The organism is Acidobacteriota bacterium, from assembly GCA_016716435.1.
Classification (GTDB): Bacteria; Acidobacteriota; Blastocatellia; order Pyrinomonadales; family Pyrinomonadaceae; genus OLB17.
The window spans coordinates 130,182-156,283 of record JADJWI010000001.1; the positions used below are offsets into that span (position 1 = coordinate 130,182).

A 26,102-nucleotide genomic window follows, 5' to 3' on the forward strand; every position below is an offset into this window, starting at 1 on the left:
GAGGTTTCAAAATGTTTAACCGTGCGCGAACAATTTTCGTTCTGAGTTTTTTTCTGCTTGCGACATTCGACGTAATCGGACAGTCAACATCATTCAACTATCAAGGTGAACTTAAATTCAACGGTCAGCCCGCGAACGGGAATTTTGACCTTGAGTTCCTTTTATTCGATGCCGCTTCGGGCGGCACGCAGATCGGGACGACCGCCGCTCGGTCAAATGTCGCGGTCGCCGACGGCCGATTCACGGTCTCGCTCGATTTCGGTGCGATCTTCACCGGCCCGGAGCGGTTCCTTGAGATCCGGGTCCGCCAGGCGGGCGGCGGCGGTTTTACAATTCTCGATCCGCGCCAGCGGATAGGCAGCTCGCCCTACGCAGTTCGAAGCGTTTCAGCGGGAACTGCTGACACGGCCACGACCGCAACAAATGCTACCAATGCGGTCAACGCGACCAACGCAACGACCGCCGCAACTGCAACGAACGCGCTTAATCTCGGCGGAGTCGCCGCCAACCAATATGTACTGACCACCGACCCAAGAATGTCCGACCCGAGAACGCCGACAGCCGGCAGCAATAGCTATATTCAAAATACGACCGTCGAACAGTCGCCTGCGAACTTCAATATTTTGGGTGACGGGCGAGCCAGGAATCTAGAAGCGATCAATACGTTCCGAATCAACGGCAATCGGGCGTTCGCTGTCCCTGGATCACAGAATCTCTTTGTTGGCATTGGTGCGGGACCGGCTGGTGCCCCCGGGAGTGCGAATACGTTTGTCGGAAACCTTGCGGGAAATTCGAATACAACCGGTACGAGCAACTCTTTCTTAGGAAGCGAGTCAGGGAGAAACAACACCACTGGTACCAGCGGTGCATACTTTGGCTACAATTCTGGAGCTTCGAATACGACTGGAAACGACAACTCATTTTTCGGTGCCGGGAGCGGCTCCAACAATACAACCGGCAACCGAAATTCTTTCGTTGGTACCGCCTCAGGACAGGCAAACACAGTCGGAAGCAATAATTCTCATTTCGGATACTTTGCCGGCTTTCAGAACATAGGAGCGGGCAACTCAATCTTCGGCAGTACGGCGGCACTGAACCTGACCAACGGCCTCTCAAACTCGTTCTTTGGCTACGAAGCAGCATTAACGATGACGACCGGTAATGAGAATTCGTACTTCGGATCCTTCGCCGGGAAAAACGCCTCGACAGGAACCCGAAATTCATTTTTCGGACACGCCGCTGGTTTCGGACGCTCGGGTGACAATCTAACGCTGATCGGCTCATTCGCACAGACGACGGTTGACGGTCTGACATTCGCAACTGCGATCGGATCGAACGCGACGGTCTCTTCGAACAACACCATTGCGCTCGGAAGATCCGGTGGTGAAGACACGGTTCTGATCCCGGGTCCGCTCCAGGCAGCCGGCAATCTAACGGCCGCGATGGTCAACGCAGGGAGTCAATTCAATATTGGCGGAAACCGGATCCTCGGCAATCCCGGCACAGCAAACCTTTTTGCCGGAATCGGCTCGGGAAGTGTGAACGCAGGAGTAAACAATTCGTTCTTCGGTTCAATGTCGGGAAACGCAAACACTTCCGGCGATCGAAATTCCTTCTTTGGAGCAAGCAGTGGTCAAAATAATTCGACAGGGATCCAGAACACCTTTATCGGTGACGAAGCCGGCTTCAACAACACTACGGGAGGAGCAAACACGTTCCTCGGTGCCCAAACGGGTTCGAACAATTCGACCGGCAACAACAACACGCTTCTCGGGAACAGCACCAACGTAGCGTCCGGAAACCTTTCGTACGCGACCGCGATCGGAGCCGGGGCGACCGCATCTGCCAGCAACATCATCGTCCTCGGCCGATCTGGTGGGCAGGATCTCGTGAGCATTCCCGGAACAACACGAGCAAATGTGGTCGAAACGTTTACGCATTTTTCGATCGGCAGCAATCGAGTTCTCTCGACCCCTGGAGCCTTTACAGTTTTCGCCGGCTCGGGTGCCGGGCGCATTGGCAGTTTATATACGGGTTCGCGCAATTCGTTTTTCGGCGCACAAGCCGGGAACCAGATCGAGAACGGGACCGACAACTCGTTATTTGGAGCGTTCAGCGGTTTTGAACTAGTATCAGGTTCATTCAACACGTTCATCGGAGACGATGCCGGTAGGCAAACCACATCAGGCAATCGAAATACGTTCGTCGGCGATACCGCAGGAACCGCTAATTTCTCGGGATCGGACAATGTGATTCTCGGCGCATCATCAGGTGGCGGAAATTTGACGGGCGTTTACAACACTTATGTCGGATCGTTTGCGGCATCGAGTGCATCGTCTGGCGATCGCAATACGTTTATCGGGGGAGCCGCCGGTGGTGCAACCTCGGCCGGATCAAAGAACACATTACTTGGATTTGATAGTTCCGTTAGTAACAGCTTATCTTATGCGACCGCTATTGGTGCGGAATCGACTGTTTCAACCAGCAACACGATCGCTCTTGGTCGTTCAAATGGGTCTGACACGGTAAAAATCTACGGCCGGCTTCGGCTTGGGACCTTTGGGTCGGCATCCGCGACCACGCTGTGCTACACCGTTGCTACTTTGGAAGTGACGACCTGTTCCTCATCGATTCGATATAAGGAAAACATTTCTGATTATCGGAGTGGAATGGATCTGATCCGTCGGCTTCGGCCTGTTTATTTCGATTGGAAGCACAACGGCGTGCGTGATTTTGGACTCGTCGCCGAGGAGGTCGCGGCGGTCGAACCGCTTCTTGCTACGACCAATAAAGATGGCGAGATCCAGGGCGTGAACTACGAACGCATCGGCGTCGTGCTTGTAAACGCCGTCAACGAACAGCAATCCGAGATCGAGCGGCTCAAGGCCGACTCCGAAAACAAATCTCGCCAGATCGAAGAGTTGCTTGAGGCCAACCGTCGGCAACAGGCGCAGATCGAGGCTCTAACAAAACTATTTTGCTCGGCAAATCCGGCGGCCGGAATCTGCCGCGAACGGCCGTAGCAAAACAAAAGGCCCGGAAGCGGGTTCCGGGCCTTTAATCCAACCTTCTTACTCCCAAAGAGCTTAGCCTTTCGCCTTCTTGATCTCTTCGATCAGGACGGGCACGGCCTCGAAGAGGTCGCCGACGATGCCGTAATCGGCGATGTCAAAGATCGGTGCCTCGCTGTCCTTGTTGATAGCGACGATCGTTCCGGAGTTCTTCATCCCGACGATGTGCTGAATAGCGCCCGAGATGCCGAGAGCGACGTAGAGTTTCGGCGCAACGGTCTGGCCCGAAGAACCGATCTGGCGGTCGATGGGCAGCCACTCGCTGTCGCAGATCGGACGCGACGCTGCAAGGTCGGCACCGAGAGCATCCGCGAGCTGCTGTGCAAGTGCGAGGTTTTCTTCCGACTTGATGCCGCGTCCGACCGCGACTATTACCTCGCTCTTGGTCAGGTCAACCGACGCCTTAGCTTCCTGGAACGGCTCTTCGGCGGTCATCCGAACCTCGCCGATATTCACGTCCATCGTTTCGACGGCTGCACTTCCCTTCGCGGCACTATCGCCGCGGTAAGCGCCCGATTGGAACGTGACGAAATACGGAGCATCGCCGCCGACGGTCAGGTCAGCATCGAGCTTTCCGAGAAAGATGCGTCGAGTCAGGACGAGCTTGCCGCCCTCGGCACGATAGCGGATGACGTCGCCGACCAATTCGCGGCCAAAGCGGGTCGCCACCTTCGGAGCAAAATCGCGCACCTGGTAGGTATGCGACATCACGATGTACTGCGGATTCGTCGCCTTGATCACCTGCTCCCAGGCGTCTGCATATGCATCGGGCGTATAGGTGCCGAGTTTGTCGCTCTTGGCAACGATCACCTTCTCGAGGTCGTAACCTGCGATCTCCTGAACGAGCGGACATTCGCCGGTGCACGGTATTACTGCGGTTGCCTTCATCCCGAGGTCTTCTCCGATGGCCTGTGCCGCCGCGATCGCCTCAAGCGAGGTTTTGTTCAATACGCAATTTTTGTGTTCGATGAATACGAGGATCATATTGCCCGCACCTCCGTTTTGAGTTTCTCGACCAGCTCGACCGCACCGGCCTTGGCATCGCCATTGCCGAGCATCTGGGTCTGTTTGGTCTTGAGCGGCATGTAAACTTTCGAGATAGACTGCCCTGCAGCGAATGCCTCAATCGCGGCTGTGACCTCGCGGATCTCCTTCTTCTTCGCCGCCATGATGCCCTTCAGCGAGGCGTAGCGGATCTGCGAGATGCCGGATTGAATGGTGAAGAGTGCAGGGAGTTTATAGCTGAACCATTGGTACCAGCCACTCTCAAGCTCGCGCTTGATGCGGAGGCTCTCGCCGAGGCTTTCGCGGTCGACCTCGATGACGATGGTGCCGTGCGGTATGCCGAGCAGCTCGGCGAGCACCACGCCCGTTTGGCCATAGCTCGCGTCGTCAGATTGCAGCCCGGCGAAAACGAGTTCGGCATTTTCTTCGCGGATCGCATCGGCGATGGCCTTCGCGATCTGGTAAGGCGAAAGCTTGTTGGCGTCGTCGGCGACCACGTGGATCGCACGATCGGCACCGCGAGCGAGGGCATCTTTGATAACCGATTTCGCCGATTGCGGCCCGAGCGTGCAGACGATCACTTCGCCCTCACCCTTGGCTTCCTTGAGCCGAAGAGCCTCTTCGAGGGCGTAGCCGTCCGATTCGTTCGTCTGCATCGCGACGTCCGTCTCGTTGATCCATTTTTCGTCAGGTCCGATGCGAAGGACGGCGTCCTTATTCGCAACCTGTTTCATTAAAACTATGATCTTCATACTATTAAATTATCACACACTGAATGAATACTCATTCAGTAACAGCCTACTTATCCGAAAGCTTCTTGATTATCGACTTAGCAAGGTTCTCGTTGATTTCCGAGTGTCTCGGAACAGGTTGGGATTGCTTCGTTTCAGTGTTGGTGTACCAGTCATGCTTCCCGCCATGCCGGGTCAACACGCATCCCATTTGTTCAAGCCTTCTGATCAGATCTCGGCGTTTCACTATGCGATGACAAGTTCCTCAACACGTCTGACGAACGGCACCTCACCCGACTCTAGATCTTTGAGGAGATCTGCCAAATTTTCAACAAGTTCTTCCTTGGAGGTGCCCTGTGTTTCGTAATCCGGAAACGAGTTCAAATGTCCGACGAAGAACTCGCCATCTTGCCAATATGTAAATTCAAGAGTCCTCATTGTCGTTACTCCGAATAACGTTTGAATATCAAACACGCGTTGGTTCCGCCAAAGCCGAAGCTGTTCGAGAGTGCGTATTCAACCTGAGTTTCGCGAGCTTCATTTGGAATATAGTCGAGGTCGCATTCCGGATCCGGGAACTCGTAATTGATCGTCGGCGGCAGTTTCCCTTCCTTGATCGCGAGCACCGAGAAAACGGCCTCGATACCGCCGGCGGCCCCAAGGGCATGCCCGGTCATCGATTTGGTCGAACTGACCGCTAGCCCATTCTTGGCATGCTCGCCAAATACCTTCTTGATCGCCAGCGACTCAAATTTATCGTTGTAGGGCGTCGAAGTTCCGTGGGCATTTACGTAGCCGATCTGTTCGGGCGAGATGCCCGCGTCCTTGATCGCTTTCTCCATCACGCGGATCGCCCCAGATCCGGTTTCGTCCGGCATCGTAACGTGGAACGCATCGCCGCTCATTCCGTAGCCGACTATCTCGGCCAGGATGTTTGCCCCGCGGGCCTTTGCGAACTCGAGCTCTTCGAGGATCATGATGCCAGAACCTTCGCCGATGACGAATCCATCGCGTTCGGCATCAAACGGGCGAGATGCCCGCTTCGGATCATCGTTTCTGGTCGATAGCGCCCGCATGGAGGCAAAGCCGGCGACCGACATCGGAGTGATCGCACTTTCCGCTCCGCCACAGATCATTGCATCCGCATCTCCGCGTTCGATGATCCTAAAGCTGTCGCCGATCGCATGGGCGCCGGCGGAACATGCAGTTGCGGTCGCCGAATTCGGCCCTTTCGCCCCGTGCCGAATAGATACATTTCCGGCTGCAAGATTGACGATCGCCGAAACGATAAAGAAAGGCGAAACGCGGTCCGGACCCGAGTTGAGCAGCTTTTCGTGCTCGCGCTCGATCGCCCAGAAATCACCGATGCCCGAGCTGATATAGGTACCGACCATGTCAGCGTTCGACTCGTCGATGACCAACCCGCTGTGCTTCATCGCCTCATCTGAGGCGGCAAGGGCGAAATGCGTAAAGGCTCCCATCCGGCGGGCTTCCTTCTTATCGAGAAAGCTGAGCGGATCGAAACCCTTCACCTCGCAGGCAAACTTGACCGAGAACTTCTCGGTGTCGAAACGCTTGATATCGTCGGCGCCGTTGACGCCGCTCATCAAGCCGTTCCAGGTGGTTGGAACGTCGTTACCGATCGGCGTAACGAGACCAACTCCGGTTACTACAACTCGACGTTTCATATTTTTCAGTGGTCAGGGGTCAGTGGCCGGCCGTCAGGCCTGAATGCCCACGCATTTACCGAATCCATTGACCAAAGTGCCGGCCTCTAAACTTTTCCAAGGCGCGGCCTCGCCACGAAATATGGCTCAAACAAAAAAAGCGTCGGCGGCCGGAACGAACTGAAAACCGGCCACCGACAACTGAGAACTATCCCTTGTGCTGCTCGACGTAAGCGTAAGCATCCCGGACGCTCTGGATCTTTTCAGCATCTTCGTCAGGGATCTCGATGTCAAACTCTTCTTCGAACCGCATCACTAGCTCGACCAGGTCGAGCGAGTCCGCGCCGAGGTCTTCGATGAAGCGGGCATTCTCCGTAACTTCGGCTTCATCTACACCCAATTCATCAACGATGATCTGTTTGATCTTATCCTGAACTTCTGACATATTTTCTCCTTTTATAGCGATTCCTTAGTATTTCTTAAACTCTCCGAATTCTCAACGTTCAAACAGCGAACGTCGCGGTCGATCTGCCTTACCAGACCAGATAGCACTTTGCCGGCACCGACCTCGATGACTGTTTCCACCCCATTCGATCTCAACTCGCGGACCGATTGCAGCCACTTGACCGGTGCGGAAACCTGCCGCGTCAGAGCATCGCAAACCCTCGTTTCATCCGAGTTAACTGCCGCATCGACATTATGCACTATCGGGAATCGGAATTCGGCATATTCCAGGGCCTTGAGGTCCTGTTCCAATCTTTCCTGTGCCGGCATCATCAGCGAGCAATGGAAAGGTGCGGAAACATTAAGCTTGACTGCCCTCTTTGCTCCACGTTCTTTCAGCAGTTCGCATGCTCGATCTACTGCGTCCGAATCGCCCGCGATTACTATCTGCGAGGGCGAATTGATGTTCGCCGGGCTGCAGACTTGGCCTTGGGCTGCGTCCGCACATGCAACTTCAACGGTTTCGACATCCGAGCCCAAGATAGCGGCCATCGCACCAACTCCGACCGGCACAGCTTCTTGCATATACGTCCCGCGTTTGCGAACGGTCCGCACGGCATCGGCAAAATCCAAGACGCCCGCTGCGACCAGAGCCGAATACTCTCCCAAGCTATGGCCTGCAACAAAGTCCGGTGCGTCAAAGCCCTCTGCCTCCATCGCTCGAAAGGCGGCAACCGAGGTCGTCAGGATAGCGGGCTGCGTATTCGCCGTCATCGCGAGGTCTTCTTCAGTCCCCGAAAAACACATTTCGGAAAGCGAAAAGCCTAGAGCCTCATCGGCCTGTTCAAAGATCTCGCGGGCAGCCGCAAAATTATCGAACAGGTCCTTGCCCATTCCGATCGTTTGGCTTCCCTGCCCGGGAAATATGAACGCGACCTTCGCCATCACTTCAGAGATCAGCAAACTAGAACCTAATGACCGTCGCTCCCCACGTAACGCCGCCGCCAAACGCGGTGAGCAAAACGAGATCGCCTTCCTTGATACGGCCCGATTGGATGCACTCGTCCATTGCAATAGGTATCGAAGCCGAGGAAGTATTCCCGAGTTCGGCAATATTCGAATAAACTTTTTCGTCCGGAACGCCGAGGCGAGAAGCGACAGCATCGGTGATCCGCTGGTTTGCCTGATGCGGAATGACAATCGCGACATCGTCCACCGTGTAACCCGCCTTTGCAAGCATTTCCGCCGAGATCTCCGCCATTGACCGGACAGCAACCTTGAAAAGCTCGTTGCCCTTCATTTTAAAGAAGTGCTGGCCGTCGTCGATCGTCTGATGGGTCGTTCCCATCTTGGTTCCTCCACCCGGAGCATAAAGCTGCTCTTCATAGCGGCCGTCCGACCGGATCTTTGTAGCGAGAATTCCTTTCGGAGCTTCGACCGGCCCAACGACCGCCGCCCCGGCGCCATCGCCAAAGATCACGCATGTCCCGCGATCTGTATAGTCAACGTATTTGGTAAGGACCTCGGCACCGATCACGAGAGCATATTTTATTTGCCCCGTCCGAATCATCGATTCGACCATCGTAAGGCCGTAGATGAAACCGGAACACGCCGCAAATATATCCATTCCCGCGGCATTCGTTGCTCCAATTTGAGCCTGGATCAATGCACCGGTCGAGGGCATTATTTGGTCCGGCGTGGTCGTTGCGCAGACAATAATGTCGATGTCCGTCGGTTCGAGTCCGGCGCGCTCCAAAGCCTGCTTCGCCGCCGCTGTGCCAAACATCGAAGTATATTCGTTCTCTTTGGCCTTATGGCGCTGCTTGATGCCGGTTCGGCTGGTGATCCATTCATCGGAGGTTTCAACGATCTTTTCCAGATCGGCGTTCGTTAAAACACCTTCCGGATAAGCGTGACCCATCCCGAGAATGCCCGCGTTGATTTCAGACATTGGCAAGAATTAGAACGTAAAATTCAGGAAACTTCAAAGGCTATTCGGAGTCTTTGACATCGATGATCTGACGCCCCTTGTACATTCCCGTCGCCGGGTCAATGCGATGCGGCATACGGGCCTCGCCGGTTTCCTTATCGGTCTGAAACTGCGGGGTCACAATGGCATCGTGAGCTCGGCGCTGACGTGTACGTGATTTTGAATGTCGTCGTTTTGGATTAGGCATAACTTCCTCAATAAGTAACTTGTCTCAATCTTAATCTTTAAGCTTCTTCAGTGCTTCCCATCTGGGGTCGATCGCATCGTCCGTGCAGCCGCAGTCCCCGTTATTGAGATTCGCACCGCACTTACTGCAAAGCCCATGGCAATCCGGACTGCAAATTTCCCTTTCAGGCTCCGCAAGATAGATCTGCTCTCTTACAATTTCAACCAACTCGATCGGCCCTTCCGGCACGACGTCGGCGTCCAATTCATCGAGCCCAACTTCCGACTCTGCTCTCGATACAAAGTGCTCAGCGTCAATAAAATCCGACCGAAACTTGACGGAAATCTCCCGTTCGAAGGGCTCAAGACATCGGGCACATGGCCCATTGGCCTTGCCGGCAATAGTTCCTTCGATCCGAATGCCGCGGCCAAACTTGACCGCCGTACCTTCGAACGCAAGACCGAGAAACTCGAGCCCCGAGTCTTCGTCAAGCCCTAACGCTTCGGCAGAGATCTCCTCTCGAATATTAAGCGGCACAGGCCCAAGCATCGACTCTTCGATCTGCATCAAATCAAAGAGCACCCTATAGAATGACTCAAAATAAGCACCCCGAGGGACAAACCCTTAATTATAGCGGGACGTGCAACAGTGTCAAACGAACTTCGTCCCATTAAGCATCCCTGCCGACCGCATCGGAAAGGTTCTGAATCCCTTGCTCTCCCAGTATCCGGGCGAGCCCGAGCAAAACACCTGATGCAAAAGACGGCCCGCCATAGACAAACCCTGTGTACGCCTGCAGCAATGACGCCCCGGCGGCGACCTTTGCAAACGCATCCTCTGCCGAGAATATCCCGCCAACGCCAATGATCGGGATCGCACCGTCAGAAAAGCGATAGATCTTTTTTATCACTTCGTTCGACCTTTGAAGCAATGGCCGGCCGCTCAAGCCGCCTGCTCCGATGGCGGAAACATTCTTAGACTGAAGCCCGTCGCGAGAAATGGTCGTATTTGTGGCGATGATGCCGGCGATCCCACGCTCACGGCACACCGTGACGGCGTCTTCGATCTCGCCATCAGAAAGATCGGGTGCCAGCTTGACCAAAAGCGGCTTTGCCCCGATTTCCGAGTTTCGCTTTTGCAACGCCGCGAGCAATTCGTCGAGGCTTTCACTCTTCTGCAGTTCGCGAAGGTTTGGTGTATTCGGTGAGGAGATATTGACCGCAACAAAATCGGCCAGCGGCTGAAGCAGTTCGAATGCGGCGATGTAATTCTCGACCGCTTCCTCGTTTGGAACATCTTTATTTTTTCCTATATTAATGCCGATGACGCATTTGTGCTCGGCCTTCTGCAGCCGTTTTGCGACAGCTTCGGCCCCGTCGTTATTGAAACCGAGCCGATTTATCAGCGCTCCGTCCTCCGGAAGCCGAAAGATCCGAGGTTTTGGGTTTCCGGGTTGCGGCTTGTAAGTTATGGTGCCAACTTCGACAAAACCAAAGCCTAGACTGGCAAGGTGTTGGATCACGAGCCCATTTTTATCGAATCCCGCCGCAATTCCGAGCGGATTCGGGAAATCGAGGCCAAATTCAAAAGTCCGCAGCAACGGCAATTCGATGGTGCCCGGCCCATCGGCCAAGCCAATCTTTAGCACCCACATACCGAGGTCGTGTGCCGTTTCGGCCGGTAGCCGAAAAAGCATCGGCCGGATCAATTTGTTGAAAACGCCGCTCATTTCTTAACGCCCATATTATCCGAGCGGCAATAATTGATAAACCGCGGCCCCGCAGATAATTAGCGAGGCGGGCTGTCAATTGAACTTTGCCCGACGCTCTGATAGCATTTGCTACGAATGCCGGACGAGAACAGCCTGACAGAAAAATCCCGAATAATGGACTCTGCCCGAATGAAGCGGGCGATCTCGCGGCTTGCCTCTGAGATAGTTGAAGAGAATCAGGGGGCGAAGGACGTTTACATCGTCGGCATTCGTCGCCGTGGCGTGCCCCTGGCAGAGCGGATCGTCGATAAGATCGCCGAGATCGAAGGCGAAATGCCGCTCTTTGGCATTATCGACATCACGCTTTACCGCGATGATCTTTCGACTGTCGGTGCAAGCCCGATAGTGAACCGTACCGAACTCGACGCCGATATTGACGGTAAGATCATCGTCCTCGTTGACGACGTGCTTTACACAGGCCGGACGATCCGAGCCGCGATGGATCAGCTGATGGACTTCGGGCGGCCGCGTAAGGTCCAACTTGCGGTCTTGATCGACCGTGGACGTGAACACCGCGAACTACCGATCCAAGCGGATTTTGTCGGAAAGACCGTGCCGACCAAGCAATCAGAGATAATCCGGGTGATGCTAAAGGAATACGACGACGTAGAAGGCGTCGGCATTTTTGAAATGCCAGGTACAGGTAAATGATCAAGAGCAAGGCTTGCGGCCTTGCTTTTTTTGAGCCTATTTTTTAACCGATTTGGGTACCGAGCGATGGAAAAGCCTTATAGAAGACGGGACCTGTTGGGTATCCGCGAACTTTCAGAGGCGGAGATTCGCGGTATTCTCGACACCGCCGAGAATTTTCGTGAGATCAATACCCGCGAGATCAAAAAGGTGCCGACGCTCCGCGGCAAGACCGTCATTAATCTCTTTTTCGAGAACTCCACCCGCACCCGAACTTCATTCGAACTCGCAGCCAAACGCCTCTCAGCAGATGCCGTCAATATCAGTGTCTCTTCGTCTAGCGTCAGCAAAGGTGAAACGCTTGTCGATACCGCGTTAAACCTCGATGCGATGGACCCGGACTGTATCGTCGTCCGGCACGGCTCTGCGGGCGTTCCGCATCAGCTCGCGAAGGTTTCGCGGGCGGCCGTCGTGAACGCCGGCGACGGCTCAAACGAACATCCGACACAGGCATTGCTCGACGCGATGACGATTCGCGAGCACAAGAAAAAGATAAGCGGCCTTGAGGTGGCGATCGTCGGCGATATTCTGCACAGCCGCGTCGCCCGCTCGAACATCCATCTGCTGACAAAGCTTGGAGCAAAAGTTCGCGTCGCCGGCCCGGGAACCTTGGTTCCAAGGGACTTTGAATTTTTTATCGATACGGAAAACAGAAATCCGAGCGAAAGTGAGGCTGCGGACATGCGGCGCTCAGTCGATGCGGGCCGGGATTCCGCCTTGCAGGTTTGCGACCATGTTGAGGACGCCATCGAAGGTGCCGATGTCGTGATGATCCTTCGCATTCAGCGCGAACGGCAGGATTCCGCTTATTTCCCGACGCTCCGCGAATACGCGGTCCATTACGGCCTGACCAACGACCGGCTCGATCTAGCGAAGAAGGACGCCATCGTCCTACATCCCGGCCCGATGAACCGCGGCATCGAGATCGCCTCCGAAGTCGCCGACAGTTCGCGCTCGCTGATCCTCGACCAAGTAAAATATGGCGTCGCCGTCAGAATGGCCGTGCTCTACCTTTCAACAGGAGGAAATATGGTTAGTGGATGAAGTAGTGATCCTATTCAGACCTGTCGGAGCAAAAGAGCTCGCCCTCATAGAACAGAACGGCTTCAAAGAGTTTCCTCCGCGACTCCCGGAACAGCCAATATTTTATCCGGTGACTAATGAAGAATATGCGACCCAGATCGCACGCGATTGGAATACGAAGCTCAACGCCGACCGTGCCGGATTCGTCACGAGATTTAAGGTGGCAAGGTCGTTTCTCGACAAATACGAACCCAAGGTGGTGGGAGGCAGCGAACATGAGGAATACTGGGTACCGGCGGAAGAACTTGCGGAATTCAACGAGAATATAATCGGTCTGATAGAGGTCATTGCTGAATTCAAAGGGGAGTAATTTAGGAGATCGTGATCCGAGATGAAGTGGTTGGAATATTTGCCCGAGCATTGGCAAGATAATGTCAGGGAATATTTGCGAAGTAACGGTTCGAGATTTAGTGAACTTTCACTGGCGGACTTCACGCATGATCTCCGAATAACCTTCGAAGACGGTTCAAATGCGTTCTTCAAATGGGCATTTTTTATCGCCGATGAGTCGAAACGCGAAGTTGCGGTCTTCACGGAACACTGTGGCTACCATATCTATCCATTTTGCATTTCAAGCCTCGAGAAGATCGACAAGAAGGGCAACGTAGTAATTACCGAAACTTTCCTGATTGACGAATGAGTTTACTGATCTTCCACCGGGAATTTTGTGATCCGACAAAGGCGAGGACGAATTCACGAAACCGTAAGTATTTGTGTTATGGGAATAGCTGAGAACGAAACAAAAATTCAAAAACGCATTCAGAAAGCGTTCGAGGAGTCCGGCTACTCCGAAAGTAATTCATATGATATCAGTTTCCACATGACCGATTGGTTGGGCGATATTGAGGAATTGCAGAGAGTTTATTCAAATATCGAAGATCTGTCGAACGATGACATCCTCGACTTTGTCTATAAGTTTGTTGCTCATGTGCCCAATCACCTCAATGCTGCGATGAAATTGACAGGCATCGGTCCGGTAACAGATGTCTTTAGCGCAAATATTTTCGAAGACGACGAATGAGATTACTTATTTCCAATGGCCATCTAATTGATACGGCCGCGAATGAGAACACGGGGATGAACGTCCTCATCGAGGACGGCAAGGTTGCCGCGTGGCTGAAGGCTTCGGACGGCGTGCCGGAGGGTGCGGAGGTCTTTGACGCGAGTGGGCTGCTTGTGGCTCCGGGTTTTATCGACCTTCATGTTCATCTGCGTGAGCCGGGACAGGAGCACAAGGAGACCATCGCGTCGGGCTGTGCTGCGGCGGTCGCAGGTGGCTGGACGTCCGTTTGCCCGATGCCCAATACAAATCCGGTCAACGACAATGCAGCAATCACGCGGTACATGATCGAACAGGCCGAGCATGCCGGCCTCGCCAACGTCTTCCCTATTGGGGCGATCACAAAATCGTCCGAAGGCGGCGAGCTTGCCGAGATGGGTGAGATGAAAGCCGCGGGTGCGGTCGCTGTTTCGGATGACGGCCGGCCAGTGCCGAACGCGGGCATAATGCGTCGGGCGATGCAGTACGCCAAGGATTTCGACCTACCGGTCATCGATCATTGCGAGGACAAATCGCTCTCCGCCGGCGGCGTAATGAACGAAGGCAAGATGTCGCTGCTGCTCGGCCTGAAGGGCATGCCCGCCCTCGCCGAAGACATCGACGCCGTTCGCGACATCATCCTCGCAAAGGACACCGGGGCCCACATCCACATCGCCCACGTTTCAACCAAAGGTGCGGTAGAGGCCGTACGCCGGGCGAAGAACGAAGGCATCAACGTCACCTGCGAGGTCACGCCGCACCACTTCACGCTTACCGATCGATCCGTCGAGGGCTACGACACTAACTATAAAATGGCCCCGCCTCTCCGCAGCGAAGAGCACCTAGAGGCCGTGATCGAGGGTATAAAGGACGGAACGATCGACGCGATCGCCACCGACCACGCCCCGCATCACCACGACGAAAAGGCCCTCGAATTCGACCGTGCACCGATGGGCATCACCGGGCTCGAGACCGGCGTCGGTCTGGCGTTCAATGAGCTCGTCCACAAAGGCATCATCAACCTCGAACGCCTCGTTGAGCTTTGCTCTACCAATCCGGCACGCATCTTCAAGCTCGCCGGCCGCGGCACGCTGATGCCCGGCTCGATCGCCGATGTTACATTGATCGACCCCGATCACAAATGGACATATCGCAACGCCGAATCACGCTCGAAATCGCGAAATTGCCCCTTCGATGAATGGGAATTCACCGGCCGTGCCGTCGCAACAATTGTCGGCGGCCGAATTGTTTATTCCGTTAGAGAGAATTAATCCCGCGAGTTCCAAGGTTGCGCTAAACTAATTAACGATTTGCACCTCAATGTTTTAGGAGATGTTGGTATGAGGGATTTCTTTCTGTTTTCATTCGCTTGCATCCTCCTCTCGGCATCGGCAGTCGCTCAGACGAGACGTCCACGGCTTTAAGGTGTTGTTGGTTTGATGGTGCGGGGCCCCTAGGCGGGGGGGGGGTGGTTCGGGAGTTGTTTGGACTCGCTGGACGGTTCGGCATGTTGCCCAGTTCAGTTCGGTAGTTTCGAGGACCGAAAGCCCTGGAGTCGGTGAGACTAGACGACCATTGCATAATGTTGAGCGGATTCGTTTTTCCAAAGGTCGCTACTCAAGTGAAGTGTTTGCTACTCCCAATGGAAAGTCTGTTGGCGATAAAGTCGCTAGATTCGTCGTTAGAGCGCGGGCAGGTCAGACATTGACGGTCTTGGTCGCAGGTACAGATCGGCACGAGCGCCTTATTTCTTAGAGGACGAGCCAAGTGGAGGCTTCAAAGCCATTCTGAAAGAAGCGGGATTCCAGATTCGACCGCGACAACGCAAGATTGCCGATATCGTGGGATCGAGAGAAAGCAAACGTCAATGTACGCGGCTGTGGGGTTCATGCTTCAGCACAGATGACGAGCCGGTACACCGATCTTGACGACCGCAAGTGCAAGACGCTTGATCTCGATGAGGAAGGCGGCGGTTCCTACAAGGGCGAGTGTGCCGGCGTCGGCGGGTACAAGCTGCATGTGCTCGAAGGCGACCTTCGGCAGTCGGTCAATGTGATCGCACCCGGCGGCAAGGAGCACCAGCTTCGGCTTTGGGAACATTTCGGAGCTTTCTCGGCGGTCGGGCCGAAGGCAGAATGGCGAATGAAGGGAAAAACGCCCCTCGCTCTTATCTTCCGATTTAACGTCAGTGAAGACGTCGAGGATGCGTCAAAAACTACATCATACCTGATCGTCGCGAAGGTTTCCCCGATGCTTGCGTGCGTGACCGAGATCATTAGACCTTCGCGAACCCAGAACGCCGACGCAAGAAAGGCGGCTGACCGGGCCGCAAATACGCAATGCAAGATCGCCGATTAGTTATCTCCATCTGAATTCCCAACCCTGCGGCCTTGCATTTGGAGCCCGGTCGAATGTACAACTGCATAGTTCAATTTCTATATTTCGGAGCGGCTTTTTCAAATGGAACTCCTTCTTGATCCTAATGTTTGGATCGCCTTTGCCACCCTTACGCTGCTTGAGCTCGTGCTCGGCATCGACAACGTCGTCTTTATCTCGATCCTGTCGGGCAAACTGCCGCCGGAACAGCGGGCAAAGGCAAGATATATCGGCCTTGGGCTCGCTTTCTTGATGCGTGTCATTCTGCTCTTTTCCTTAAGCTGGGTCATCGGCCTCGTGGCTCCGCTCTTCACAATCTGGGGGCAAACCGTTTCGGGCAAGGACCTGGTCTTGCTGATCGGCGGCCTGTTCCTGATAGCAAAAGCGACGCATGAGATACACAACTCGCTCGAGGGCGAAGAAGGCACGGCCGTTAAAAAGGGCTTTGCCAGTTTCACAGGCGTGATCGTTCAGATCGTCCTTCTCGATATCGTGTTTTCGCTTGATTCTGTCATCACAGCCGTCGGAATGATCGGCGATCAGTACGGGCCGAACGGTATCTGGATCATGATACTAGCGGTGCTTATCTCGATCGGTGCGATGATGGCCTTCGCCGGCCCGATCGGCGAATTTGTCCATAGGCATCCTACGCTGAAGATGCTCGCTCTGTCGTTCCTGATCCTTATCGGCGTGATGCTCGTCGCGGAAGGGTTTCATCAAAAGATACCGAAGGGCTACATTTACTTCGCGATGGCGTTCTCGATTTTGGTCGAGGTCCTAAATATGAAGCTACGCAAGAAGGCAAAGGATCCCGTGGAGCTCAAGAACCCATATCAAGAAGGCGACGGGCCACCGCCGACTACGCTGGAAGCGGTATAACGCTTGCTGATCACATTAAAAAGTGCCGTCAATGTTGACTAGTTCAGCATTTGACGGCATTTTTGTTCAATGCGAATCAAATCCTTTCTTCTGCTTGTTGCGTTGTTTCTCTCGTCGGTTCCGATTTCCTACGGACAAAGCTCGCCCGCTTTCGATCTCGTAATTACGAATGCCCGAATTGTTGACGGCACGGGCAATCCGTGGTTTCGCGGCTCGGTTGCGGTAAAGGACGGTCGAATTGCTCGCGTCGGCTGGTTCGATCACGCGGGTGCGAAACAGATCATTGACGCAAAAGGCCAGATCGTTGCTCCGGGATTCATCGACGTCCACGCACACACGGAGAACATCTTCGAGCAGCCCATGGCCGAGAATTTTATTCGCATGGGTGTGACGACGCTGATCACCGGGAACTGCGGCGGTTCGCACGTTGACGTCAGCACGTTTCTCGGCACGATCAACGAAAAGCCGCTGGCGATAAATATTTCAACGTTGATCGGGCATAACTCCGTACGTCAGTCCGTAATGGGCCTCGACAATCGTGCACCGACCGCCGAAGAGCAGAAGAAGATGAATGAACTTGTCGAACAGGCGATGAAAGATGGCGCGGTCGGGCTCTCGACCGGGCTGATATATCTTCCCGGCACGTTCGCAAAAACCGATGAGGTCGTCGAACTCGCGAAGGCCTCGGCGAAATTTGGCGGCACATACGCGAGCCACATCCGCAATGAAGGCGTCGGTGTGTTTGATGCGATAAAGGAAGCGATAAACATCGGCGAGCAGGCGAACATGCCGGTACAGATCTCGCACTTCAAGATCTCGGCGAAATCGCTATGGGGACGGACAGACGAGACGCTGAAGCTCGTGACCGACGCCCGGCAGCGGGGTATGTCCGTGACAGTTGATCAATACGCATATCCGGCTTCGTCGACCTCGCTTGATGCGAGGATGCCGAGTTGGGCGATCGCCGGCGGACGCGACGAAGGCCGCAAGCGGCTGGCCGATCCCGAAACGCGCCAAGGTGATCGCCGATATGAAAAGGACGCGTGCCGAGGCCGGTTTCCCTGATTTTTCCGATGCCTACGTCGCGAGTTACAGGCCCAATCCCGAATTCAACGGCAAGAACATCAAACAGATAACGATGCAGGTCCGGGGGAAGGACGACCTCGATACGCAGCTCGAGCAGATCTTTGAAATGTACGACAAAGGCGGTGCGCAGATGGTCTATCGCGTGATGAGCGAGGACGACGTGAAGCGCATCATGGCCGCACCGTTCACGATGTTTGCCTCAGACAGCGGAGTCCGCGAATTCGGCTCGGGCGTGCCGCATCCGCGCGGTTACGGCAACAACGCACGCGTGCTCGGGCCATACGTCCGCGATCTGAAAATAATCAGTTTGGAAGATGCGATACGCAAGATGACGTCGCTGCCAGCCAACGTCTTCGGAATGCGCGACCGCGGCCAGATACGAGAAGGCTTCGTCGCGGACATCGTCATCTTCGACGAAAAGACCGTCACCGACAAGGCCACCTTCGAACAGCCGCACCAATACGCCGTTGGGTTTTCGACCGTAATAGTCAGCGGCGGAGTAGTTTTCGACGGCGAAAAAATGACCGGCACAATGACCGGCAAGGCTATCCGCGGGCCGGGCTACGTTGTGAAGCCTTCAGGCTCGGAATAGAAGATCACATCCTCTCGGGTCGCCGGATGGCGAAAGCCGAGCTCGGCAGCGTGAAGGCATAGCCTTGTGTGCTCGCTTCCGCCGCGTTGAACGTCGCCGACGATGGGATGACCGATGGCGGCACAGTGTATCCGTAATTGATTCGTTCTGCCTGTGACGGGCTCGAGTTTCAGCAGCGTTCGCCCGCTGAGCCGTTCGAAAACCTCAAACCGCGTTTCCGCCGGCTTCCCGTCCTCTTTCACATCCCAAATTTTGAGCTCTGCGAACCGTCCGACCGCGAGATCGATCAGCCCACTATCCTGAGCCACCTCGCCATCAACCATTGCAAGGTAACGCTTGTGCACGTACTTGCGGCTAAAGCTCTTCATCAGCTTCTTCTGAGCATTCGTGTTTTTTGATATCACCATCAGCCCCGAAGTGTCTTTGTCTAGCCTATGCACGAGGCCGGGCCTGATGGCCGGCTCGGCACCGTTTTCGTCGGTTGCTTTGCGATTCAGATAGAACGCCAGAGCGTTCAGCAGTGTTCCGTTCTTATCGCGGTTATTCGGGTGGACGAGCATTCCGGCAGCTTTGTTGACGACCAGAAGGTCAAAGTCCTCGTAAACGATGTCGAGCGGCATTTCCTGCGGCTGCATCGCGGTTTCGCGAGTTAAGTCTAGTTCGATCTCGATGAGATCACCCGAGCGGACCTTGTACCCAAGATTCTCGTCGCGTCCATTCACCTCGCAGCCATGGTCGCGGACAATATTGCGGAGATACATCTTGCTCAGCCCACCGAAATGGCGGAACAGGAATTCGTCGAGCCGCATTCTTACGATCTCGTTCGGAACCACAATTTCGACCCGTTGACTCATCTGATAGCGATTCTAACTTATTGATCTACTATCGGCACGTAAGCCGAAAACGACTCCTACAAAATTGTCGGCCTAGATTTAACGCCCAAACAAATTTGTTGGCAAGTGTCGAATCCGCGTTCGAATTCTGCTATCATCCCGTGGTTTAGAACCATGCCCTCTGAGCAGACATCGATAGATCCCATCGGTCTTTTCGCCGCTGTGAATGCTCGTCTTGCTGAATCGCGAGACGTCCGTGGCGGGCTCCGCAGAGTACTAGAGACGCTCTCTGAGGCTGCTCGATGCGACCACCTGTTCCTGCTCGAACTAGATGAGGAAACAGGGCTTCTGAATCTGAGCGATGCGGTCGGGCTGAGTGCGGCCGAGTTCCGCCGGCTTGCGGCGGCGGCGAACCGCGGGCAACTGCCCGAGATAGCTCGCGAAGAGGTAACTTCGTCGTTTGATCACATTCGCGACGTCGCGGGGCTCGATCACGTTACCGACTTTCGCTCAGAGTTTTTCTTGTTGCTCTCGCCGATAATAGTCGCCGGCCGGCCATTTGGCCTGCTCGGTGCGGCGTTTGACGGTTCCCCGTCGGAAATGATCCGCGACGCATTTCCCGTCATCGCCGCAATGATCGGACAGGCTTATCGCATTGAGCATACGATAAAGGGCGAGCGGCAGCGGCTTCGAGAGGAAAATGACCTGCTCCGCCATGAGCTGAAAGAGAAATATGATTTCTCTCACATCATCGGCAATTCCAACGCGATGCGGCAGGTCTATGAGCAGGTGACGCAGGTCGCCCGTTCGAACGCGACGGTCCTGCTCCGCGGCGAAAGCGGCACGGGGAAAGAGATGATCGCCCGTGCGATCCATTACAACAGCCTCCGAAGCAAGCGGCCATTTGTTGCCGTAAATTGCGGTGCTTTGCCGGAAAATCTCATTGAGTCTGAGCTATTCGGCCATGAGAAAGGGGCTTTCACAGGGGCGGATAAAGCTCGAAAAGGCCGTTTCGAACTTGCCGAGGGCGGCACGCTTTTTCTGGACGAGATCGGTGAGATACCGCCGCAGACACAGGTAAAGCTCCTTCGCGTTCTACAGGAAAGGGAGTTTCAGCGGGTCGGCGGGAGCGAGACGATCAAGTCGAACATTCGCCTGATAGCAGCCACCAATAAGGACCTTGAGGCGGCCATCGCCGAGGGTTCGTTCCGCGAGGATATATATTACCGCATAAATGTTTTTACGATCTTTCTGCCGCCGCTTCGTGAAAGGAGGGCAGACATCCTTCTGCTCGCCGAGCATTTTCTGGAAAAATACGAACAGGAACACGGCAAGAGGATCCGGCGGATATCAACGCCCGCGATCGATATGCTTATGGCGTATCATTATCCTGGAAACGTCCGCGAACTCGAAAATGCTATCGAGCGTGCTGTGCTTGTTTGTGACACGAACGTCATCCACGGCCACCACTTGCCGCCGACGCTGCAGACCGCCGAGAATACGAACACAACGGTCGATCTCTCGCTCGAATCGGCCGTCGCCGCGTTTGAACGAGATATGATCCAGGATGCACTGAAATCGACCGGCGGAAACATAACGCAGGCCGCGACATCACTCGGTTCGACCGAACGCATTGTCGGCTACAAGATCAAGAAATACGGCATTGACCCGAGACGCTTTCGAACGTGAAAAAGTTAGATACGATCCTGAATGATCTTCCCGACCCGGAAAGCGCAAGCCGGTTTCTTGACCGATTTTCCGAACTCCATCCGCGGGAGCACCGCAAATTGACCGCCGATGACGCGATCCTCGCCGACGTTCTCGCCCTTGCGTCGTTTAGTCCGCTGATCGCACAAACACTTCTCCAGAGCCCGGAGCACGTTGCGTGGCTGCGACGGCGGCGTTCGGAAGCGGCCATTCGCGATAAAGACGAAATGCTCGAATCGCTCGCCCGCTTTTCGCTGACCAACTCGCAGCTCGAGCCGCACGTTCAGCTCGCCCGCTTCCGCCGCCGCGAGCTGATGCGGATATTTCTTCGCGATATTCGCCGACTCGCAACCATCGCCGAAATTACCGATGAGATCTCGACGCTTGCCGATGCGATACTCGAACACGCACTTCGGCTTGCCCGGCAGGACCTCGACAACCGCTTTGGCCAGCCCCTGGCGACCGATGCCCGCGGCCGGGATATTCCGGCAGATTTCTGCATTGTCTCGCTCGGCAAGCTGGGCTCTCGCGAACTCAACTACGCGTCAGATATCGACCTTCTCTTCATATACTCAGCTGACGGAACGACCTCCGGGAGCGGCTCGCGGGGTTCGGTCACCAACCGCGAGTATTTCGTAAAGCTCGCCGAACGGGTGATAAAGCTGGTCGGCGAGGCCTCGGGCGAGGGTTCGGCCTATCGCGTCGATCTCAGGCTTCGACCGAACGGCCGCGTCGGCCCGCTCGCATTAAGCCTTGAAGAGACGGTTCGATATTACGAATCGACCGCACGACCGTGGGAACGGCAGGTCCTTATCAGGTCGCGTTCGAGTGCGGGCGACGCTCAGATCTACAGGGAGTTTTCCGAACGGCTCGAGCCCTTCGTTTTCGTCGCCGAGCAGGATGTCTCCGAGGCACTTCAGAACGTCCTTCTTTCGAAACAGAGCATCGACCTCGAGCAGATCCTTTCACGGGGCTTTGACGTAAAGCTCGGCCGCGGCGGGATCCGCGAAATCGAATTCATCGCCCAAGCCTTGCAGCTCGCACACGGCGGCCGCGACGAATGGATCCGCTCGCCGCACACCCTGATCACACTCGACCGCCTTCATGACCGAAAGCATATTTCCGATGCTGAAATAACGTCGCTCACCGAGGCATATACTTTTCTGCGCCACACGGAGCACACCCTGCAGATGGAGAACGGCCTGCAGACCCACACCGTTCCGAATGAACCCGATAAACGGTCGCTGCTCGCCCGCAAAATGCGGTTTGCCGATACTAGCCAATTCGAGTCAGCGTTAGAGCATCACACGGGCGGCGTTCATTCCGTCTTCGAACGAGTATTTTCACAGCAGCCGAACCCAACCTTGGACGGCGGCGCGGAGTCTACGGTTGCTGATATAGACGGTGCCGTTTCATCATCGGAAGCAAACACTGGTCGCAACTCGACTACGGATACGGAGAACAGGATCTTCTCGGAATTTCCCCGTCTTGCCGAACTCGCTGCGGCAATGCGAGCTATCGGCCCCCAAACCGTTGATCTAAACGAATCGATCAGCGAGGAAACGATCGCGAATGCGATCTCTATGGCCGCCTCGGAATCCGATGCGCTGCGAGACCAACTCGCCAACCTCCGACGCGAATGGCAGCGGCAGATCACCCGCATCATTTATCAGGACGCCGCTGGACTGCTTCCAATGGCTGATTCGAAGCGGTTGCAGACAGCTCTTGCCGAATCGAGCATAGCCTCGGCTTTGAAGATCGCCGAACGGCAAATGGTGTCGAAGTTCCCCGACGCCCTGAGCGAACTCCGCCCCGCGATCCTTGGCCTCGGCAAGCTCGGAAGCGGCGGGCTCGACCTGGATTCAGACCTGGACCTGATAGTTGTTTACGATGGCGTTACGCATCCCGAACCCGCTCAAGGCGATCGGGGCGATCTTCGCGTCGCCTCGGCGAAACTGGCCGAGGGCTTTATCAACGCTCTTTCGGGAATGACGCGTGAGGGCTCGCTTTACCGTGTCGATCTGCGGCTTCGTCCCTTTGGTAAGGACGGCCCGCTGGCAACGCCAGTCGATACCTTTGCCGACTATTTTCGTCGCGAGGCGGCCATTTGGGAACTGCTTGCGTTCGTAAAGCTCCGCGGCGTTGGTGGTGATGCGGAACTCGCACGCGTTACAGAGCAAACAATCCGCGATATCATTCACGTCCGAGGTTCGGAGCTCGAGCCTCGCGAATTTGCCGCCGAAACACGCCGCATCCGCTTGGGGACTCGAATCGGAAAGAGCAGACCGCCGAACCTCACGCGATATCGACATCAAATACGGCGAGGGCGGAATGCTAGATATCTATTTCGCCATCCGTTTTCTGCAGTTGCGGGACAATGTGCCGGATAAAGACGGCCACCGATCGACCGGACAAACGCTACGTCGGCTGCTCGACCGCGGCTCGCTCGACCAGGATCTTTTCGGGACGCTCTCAGCCGGTTACGACTTCCTTTCACGGCTCGACCACGAGATCCGCCTAACGGTCGGCCGCACGACGCGGCTCCCGCATGCCAACAAGAAAGCACTCGAGGTGATCGCCCGGCGACTCGAACTTGAAGGCCCGTCCGAGCTTTCGAAAGCCTTGACCGCACATCGCCTAGCGATCAGAGCAGCTTTCGATCAAATCCTTGGTTAGCCCTCAGCCACCTTGCCAGACATCGCCACAGCAGTTCTGTGGTCGTCGACCGCCTTGCCCGCACTCACTGTTTCACTTTCAAAAAGTGTGACATTGTCCCGCCGCAACCTCCGTAAGGCAGTTAGAGTTGACCCGATGCTTCGAATTGCAGTTCTCATCACCATGATCATTATTGCGGCCGCTCCGCTTCGGGCACTACCGCCGGCGAGCCAGTATTCGTTCCACAAGGTCCAGATGATCGAGCGAGTCGGCGACCGGACCGAGACCCGTGACGTTAGAGTGAACTTTGGTGACGACGCCCTTGAGGTTCTATCGCGAAAGGATGGCTCATTGATTCGCACGATCCGATACACCGACATCCGCCGAGCTGAATATTCCTACAGCAAAGTGCCCCGATGGAAAACGGGCCTCGGGCTCGGGCTCGCCGGCGTCATTCTGCCGCCGCTTTGGCTTATCGCACTGCCGCTCGGGTTTTCGAAGCATCGACGGCACTGGTTCACGGTGGTTACGGACAGCGACTTTGCCGTGCTGAAACTCAGCAAAGCCGAGCGAAAGCTTTTCATTCCGGCATTCGAGACGCGTTCGCGGGTGGAAGTGATCGCTGTTGGGGAGGATAAATAGTATGCGTGCTAAATCTCTCAGCAAAACTGTTGCTCTTTGTTTGGCGAGCCTGATCTTTGCTCTCTTGCCATCGATTCAGGCCCAAGGCGAGGTGGTAACGAATGGATCGGTCATCGAAATGTCGCGTTCCGGGCTTTCGCCGGAGATCATTCGTTCGAAGATCCTTCGCTCGGATACGAGCTTTGACGTAACGGCAAAAGCGTTGATCGAACTGAAAGAGAACGGCGTTGCGGACGACATCATTGCATTGATGCTTGAACGGGCGGACGCGGTTCTCCCGGGTACTCCGCCGCGGCAAGCAGCGACCCCGGTTTCATATTCGGAGAACGTCGATCCGAACACAGAACCAAAGCCGGAAAGCTACCCGACCGAGCGGCCGGCACCGGATCCGAAGGAAGCTATCCGAATGGCCCGCACCATCGCCTTCAAAAAATCCTCGGCACATCCTTCGCGGCAGAATCTCGAAAAGGCATTGCTCAAGAACGCGAACTTCAACAAACTGAATCTCACGATCCTTCGCTATAAAGAAGAAGCCGATATTTTTGTCGAGATCGGTTTTGTCTCCGGCTCGTGGCTGACGCACCGTTATGTTTACCGCATCTTTGACCGCCGTTCCGGAGCGGTGCTAGCCGCAGGCGAAACGACATCCTGGGGCTCGCTCGCCGATAACCTGGCCCGCCACATTTCCCGCTCGCTTGTGAAGATACGTGACAATTGATCGAGCGCTTCCATGGGCATTCGATTTAATATAGCCAAGCCCTGGCCTAGGTGTTGACTTGTATCGCAGACGGATTTACACTTTCGCTGACCTGAGCCCACTTGGAGAAAAACTTTTATGAGAAAGACCCACGCTTCCCGATACATTTTGCAGCGCACATGCGCGTTTCTTGTCGTTTTTTCGTTGACGATCGTCTCAACCGTACAGGCCCAGCAGCCGACCGTGTACTCGATCGAGATGGCCGTCTCGCAAGGCAAAAAGTCCGTCGAAACGGACGCTGATCTTACTTTCAACGAAACAACGGTTTCCATCGTTCCTGATAAACAAAGCATGCGTGAATCGGCAAAGGAGTTTGCCTATTCGGACATCAAGAATATTGACTATTCGTTCGCGAAAAAGCCGATGCTTTCGGGCGGCGGCGCGGTCGCAACCGCTCTGCTCGTGGGCTTCATTTTTGCCCTGCCGTTTCTTTTCATTAAGAAAAAGCGTCACTGGGCCGTGATTCAGACTGAGAATGATTTCGCTGTTTTGCGGCTTGGGACCAACAACCACCGACAGATCGTCGCCGAATTCAAAGCAAAAGGCGTTGAAGTCAGCGATCTCAAAGAGGAAGGCAAGAAGTAACGTTCAGGCCGCGGACGGCTGCCAGCCGGACGATTCAAAACCACAGCGTGAACAGTAGAGATGCTGTTCACGCTCTTTTTTTGTGTATTCGGCTGAGGCCGGCATTCGGTCAAAGATCAGCTTTTCCTCTGCATCGAGTTCGGAGCGAAGCCGGAGCCGTAGGCTCTCGCAACTAGGACATCGCCTCTCGTCGGTTCCATTTTCTGTCATACTTCGAAACTCAGCATATCAAAAACCACTGGCTCCGGCCGTATTTTTCTTGGGCGGCTCCGCGACTTCTTCTCGGCTTCACGCATGAAACTGAAAGTGCGAAATTTACGTTTAAGTCGTTTA

28 protein-coding genes and 1 pseudogene are annotated in these 26,102 nt (G+C 55.1%); 16 read left to right on the forward strand and 13 right to left on the reverse strand.

Annotated elements, in window-relative coordinates:
• The first annotated feature begins 11 nt into the window (after positions 1-11).
• Entirely contained in the window at positions 12-3,023 is a 3,012-nt protein-coding gene (locus IPM21_00710; protein ID MBK9162437.1) for a tail fiber domain-containing protein, read from the forward strand.
• A gap of 63 nt (positions 3,024-3,086) precedes the next feature.
• Here the strand turns inward: IPM21_00710 and IPM21_00715 are convergent, their stop codons facing one another.
• From IPM21_00715 to IPM21_00765, 11 genes are all read right to left on the reverse strand, one after another.
• Complete coding sequence (locus IPM21_00715) at positions 3,087-4,055, reverse strand: electron transfer flavoprotein subunit alpha/FixB family protein (GenBank protein MBK9162438.1); 969 nt, start codon at positions 4,053-4,055, stop codon at positions 3,087-3,089.
• Positions 4,052-4,828: an electron transfer flavoprotein subunit beta/FixA family protein gene (locus IPM21_00720; GenBank protein ID MBK9162439.1), complete on the reverse strand. Its 777-nt coding sequence runs from the start codon at positions 4,826-4,828 to the stop codon at positions 4,052-4,054. Before IPM21_00720 ends, IPM21_00715 begins: the two co-directional genes overlap by 4 nt.
• 46 nt (positions 4,829-4,874) lie before the next feature.
• The gene (locus tag IPM21_00725) at positions 4,875-5,054 is read right to left on the reverse strand and encodes a type II toxin-antitoxin system HicA family toxin (GenBank protein MBK9162440.1); all 180 of its coding nucleotides are present in this window, start codon (positions 5,052-5,054) and stop codon (positions 4,875-4,877) included.
• Entirely contained in the window at positions 5,054-5,245 is a 192-nt protein-coding gene (locus IPM21_00730) for a type II toxin-antitoxin system HicB family antitoxin (GenBank protein MBK9162441.1), read from the reverse strand. Before IPM21_00730 ends, IPM21_00725 begins: the two co-directional genes overlap by 1 nt.
• Before the next feature lie 5 nt (positions 5,246-5,250).
• Positions 5,251-6,495, reverse strand: coding sequence for a beta-ketoacyl-ACP synthase II (gene fabF, locus IPM21_00735; GenBank protein ID MBK9162442.1), 1,245 nt, complete (start codon positions 6,493-6,495; stop codon positions 5,251-5,253).
• Between the two features lie 187 nt (positions 6,496-6,682).
• Positions 6,683-6,919, reverse strand: a complete 237-nt coding sequence (locus IPM21_00740; protein ID MBK9162443.1) for an acyl carrier protein — start codon at positions 6,917-6,919, stop codon at positions 6,683-6,685.
• Between the two features lie 11 nt (positions 6,920-6,930).
• Entirely contained in the window at positions 6,931-7,863 is a 933-nt protein-coding gene (fabD, locus tag IPM21_00745) for an ACP S-malonyltransferase (protein MBK9162444.1), read from the reverse strand.
• A 19-nt stretch (positions 7,864-7,882) separates the two neighbouring features.
• Complete coding sequence (locus tag IPM21_00750; protein ID MBK9162445.1) at positions 7,883-8,869, reverse strand: ketoacyl-ACP synthase III; 987 nt, start codon at positions 8,867-8,869, stop codon at positions 7,883-7,885.
• A 40-nt stretch (positions 8,870-8,909) separates the two neighbouring features.
• Positions 8,910-9,095: a 50S ribosomal protein L32 gene (rpmF, locus tag IPM21_00755; protein ID MBK9162446.1), complete on the reverse strand. Its 186-nt coding sequence runs from the start codon at positions 9,093-9,095 to the stop codon at positions 8,910-8,912.
• A gap of 30 nt (positions 9,096-9,125) precedes the next feature.
• Positions 9,126-9,641, reverse strand: coding sequence for a DUF177 domain-containing protein (locus IPM21_00760; protein ID MBK9162447.1), 516 nt, complete (start codon positions 9,639-9,641; stop codon positions 9,126-9,128).
• A gap of 103 nt (positions 9,642-9,744) precedes the next feature.
• Positions 9,745-10,803, reverse strand: a complete 1,059-nt coding sequence (locus IPM21_00765; GenBank protein ID MBK9162448.1) for a quinone-dependent dihydroorotate dehydrogenase — start codon at positions 10,801-10,803, stop codon at positions 9,745-9,747.
• 135 nt (positions 10,804-10,938) lie between these two features.
• Here IPM21_00765 and pyrR point away from each other — a divergent pair, with 135 nt between their 5' ends.
• From pyrR to IPM21_00810, 9 genes and pseudogenes are all read left to right on the forward strand, one after another.
• Entirely contained in the window at positions 10,939-11,496 is a 558-nt protein-coding gene (gene pyrR / locus IPM21_00770) for a bifunctional pyr operon transcriptional regulator/uracil phosphoribosyltransferase PyrR (protein MBK9162449.1), read from the forward strand.
• Between the two features lie 66 nt (positions 11,497-11,562).
• Entirely contained in the window at positions 11,563-12,579 is a 1,017-nt protein-coding gene (locus IPM21_00775) for an aspartate carbamoyltransferase catalytic subunit (protein ID MBK9162450.1), read from the forward strand.
• The gene (locus IPM21_00780; GenBank protein MBK9162451.1) at positions 12,572-12,928 is read left to right on the forward strand and encodes a hypothetical protein; all 357 of its coding nucleotides are present in this window, start codon (positions 12,572-12,574) and stop codon (positions 12,926-12,928) included. Before IPM21_00775 ends, IPM21_00780 begins: the two co-directional genes overlap by 8 nt.
• Positions 12,929-12,949: 21 nt before the next feature.
• Entirely contained in the window at positions 12,950-13,258 is a 309-nt protein-coding gene (locus IPM21_00785; protein ID MBK9162452.1) for a hypothetical protein, read from the forward strand.
• Positions 13,259-13,336: 78 nt separating this feature from the next.
• Positions 13,337-13,639, forward strand: coding sequence for a hypothetical protein (locus IPM21_00790; GenBank protein ID MBK9162453.1), 303 nt, complete (start codon positions 13,337-13,339; stop codon positions 13,637-13,639).
• The gene (locus IPM21_00795) at positions 13,636-14,928 is read left to right on the forward strand and encodes a dihydroorotase (protein ID MBK9162454.1); all 1,293 of its coding nucleotides are present in this window, start codon (positions 13,636-13,638) and stop codon (positions 14,926-14,928) included. Before IPM21_00790 ends, IPM21_00795 begins: the two co-directional genes overlap by 4 nt.
• A gap of 631 nt (positions 14,929-15,559) precedes the next feature.
• Entirely contained in the window at positions 15,560-16,015 is a 456-nt protein-coding gene (locus IPM21_00800) for a hypothetical protein (GenBank protein ID MBK9162455.1), read from the forward strand.
• 102 nt (positions 16,016-16,117) lie between these two features.
• Entirely contained in the window at positions 16,118-16,912 is a 795-nt protein-coding gene (locus IPM21_00805; protein MBK9162456.1) for a TerC family protein, read from the forward strand.
• A 69-nt stretch (positions 16,913-16,981) separates the two neighbouring features.
• Positions 16,982-18,590: pseudogene (locus IPM21_00810) on the forward strand (D-aminoacylase).
• Here the strand turns inward: IPM21_00810 and IPM21_00815 are convergent.
• Positions 18,560-19,444, reverse strand: a complete 885-nt coding sequence (locus IPM21_00815; protein MBK9162457.1) for an RluA family pseudouridine synthase — start codon at positions 19,442-19,444, stop codon at positions 18,560-18,562. The pseudogene IPM21_00810 and the gene IPM21_00815 sit on opposite strands and share 31 nt — an antisense overlap.
• A 153-nt stretch (positions 19,445-19,597) precedes the next feature.
• On the opposite strand from IPM21_00815, the gene IPM21_00820 reads away from it, so the two are divergent.
• The 6 genes from IPM21_00820 to IPM21_00845 all read left to right on the forward strand — a co-directional run bounded on the left by IPM21_00820 (position 19,598) and on the right by IPM21_00845 (position 25,769).
• Positions 19,598-21,112 carry a sigma 54-interacting transcriptional regulator gene (locus tag IPM21_00820; GenBank protein MBK9162458.1) on the forward strand — a complete coding sequence of 505 codons (1,515 nt, stop codon included), beginning with the start codon at positions 19,598-19,600 and terminating at the stop codon, positions 21,110-21,112.
• Positions 21,109-23,520, forward strand: coding sequence for a hypothetical protein (locus tag IPM21_00825; protein ID MBK9162459.1), 2,412 nt, complete (start codon positions 21,109-21,111; stop codon positions 23,518-23,520). Before IPM21_00820 ends, IPM21_00825 begins: the two co-directional genes overlap by 4 nt.
• The gene (locus IPM21_00830; protein MBK9162460.1) at positions 23,462-23,806 is read left to right on the forward strand and encodes a hypothetical protein; all 345 of its coding nucleotides are present in this window, start codon (positions 23,462-23,464) and stop codon (positions 23,804-23,806) included. The genes IPM21_00825 and IPM21_00830 overlap by 59 nt, the downstream gene beginning before the upstream one ends.
• Positions 23,807-23,941: 135 nt before the next feature.
• A complete protein-coding gene (locus IPM21_00835) occupies positions 23,942-24,427 on the forward strand; it encodes a hypothetical protein (GenBank protein MBK9162461.1) in 486 nt (161 codons plus the stop codon).
• Position 24,428: 1 nt separating this feature from the next.
• Positions 24,429-25,145, forward strand: coding sequence for a hypothetical protein (locus IPM21_00840; GenBank protein ID MBK9162462.1), 717 nt, complete (start codon positions 24,429-24,431; stop codon positions 25,143-25,145).
• Between the two features lie 117 nt (positions 25,146-25,262).
• A complete protein-coding gene (locus IPM21_00845; GenBank protein ID MBK9162463.1) occupies positions 25,263-25,769 on the forward strand; it encodes a hypothetical protein in 507 nt (168 codons plus the stop codon).
• 3 nt (positions 25,770-25,772) lie between these two features.
• On the opposite strand, the gene IPM21_00850 is transcribed toward IPM21_00845, so the two are convergent.
• The gene (locus tag IPM21_00850; GenBank protein MBK9162464.1) at positions 25,773-25,979 is read right to left on the reverse strand and encodes a hypothetical protein; all 207 of its coding nucleotides are present in this window, start codon (positions 25,977-25,979) and stop codon (positions 25,773-25,775) included.
• Positions 25,980-26,102: the final 123 nt, after the last annotated feature.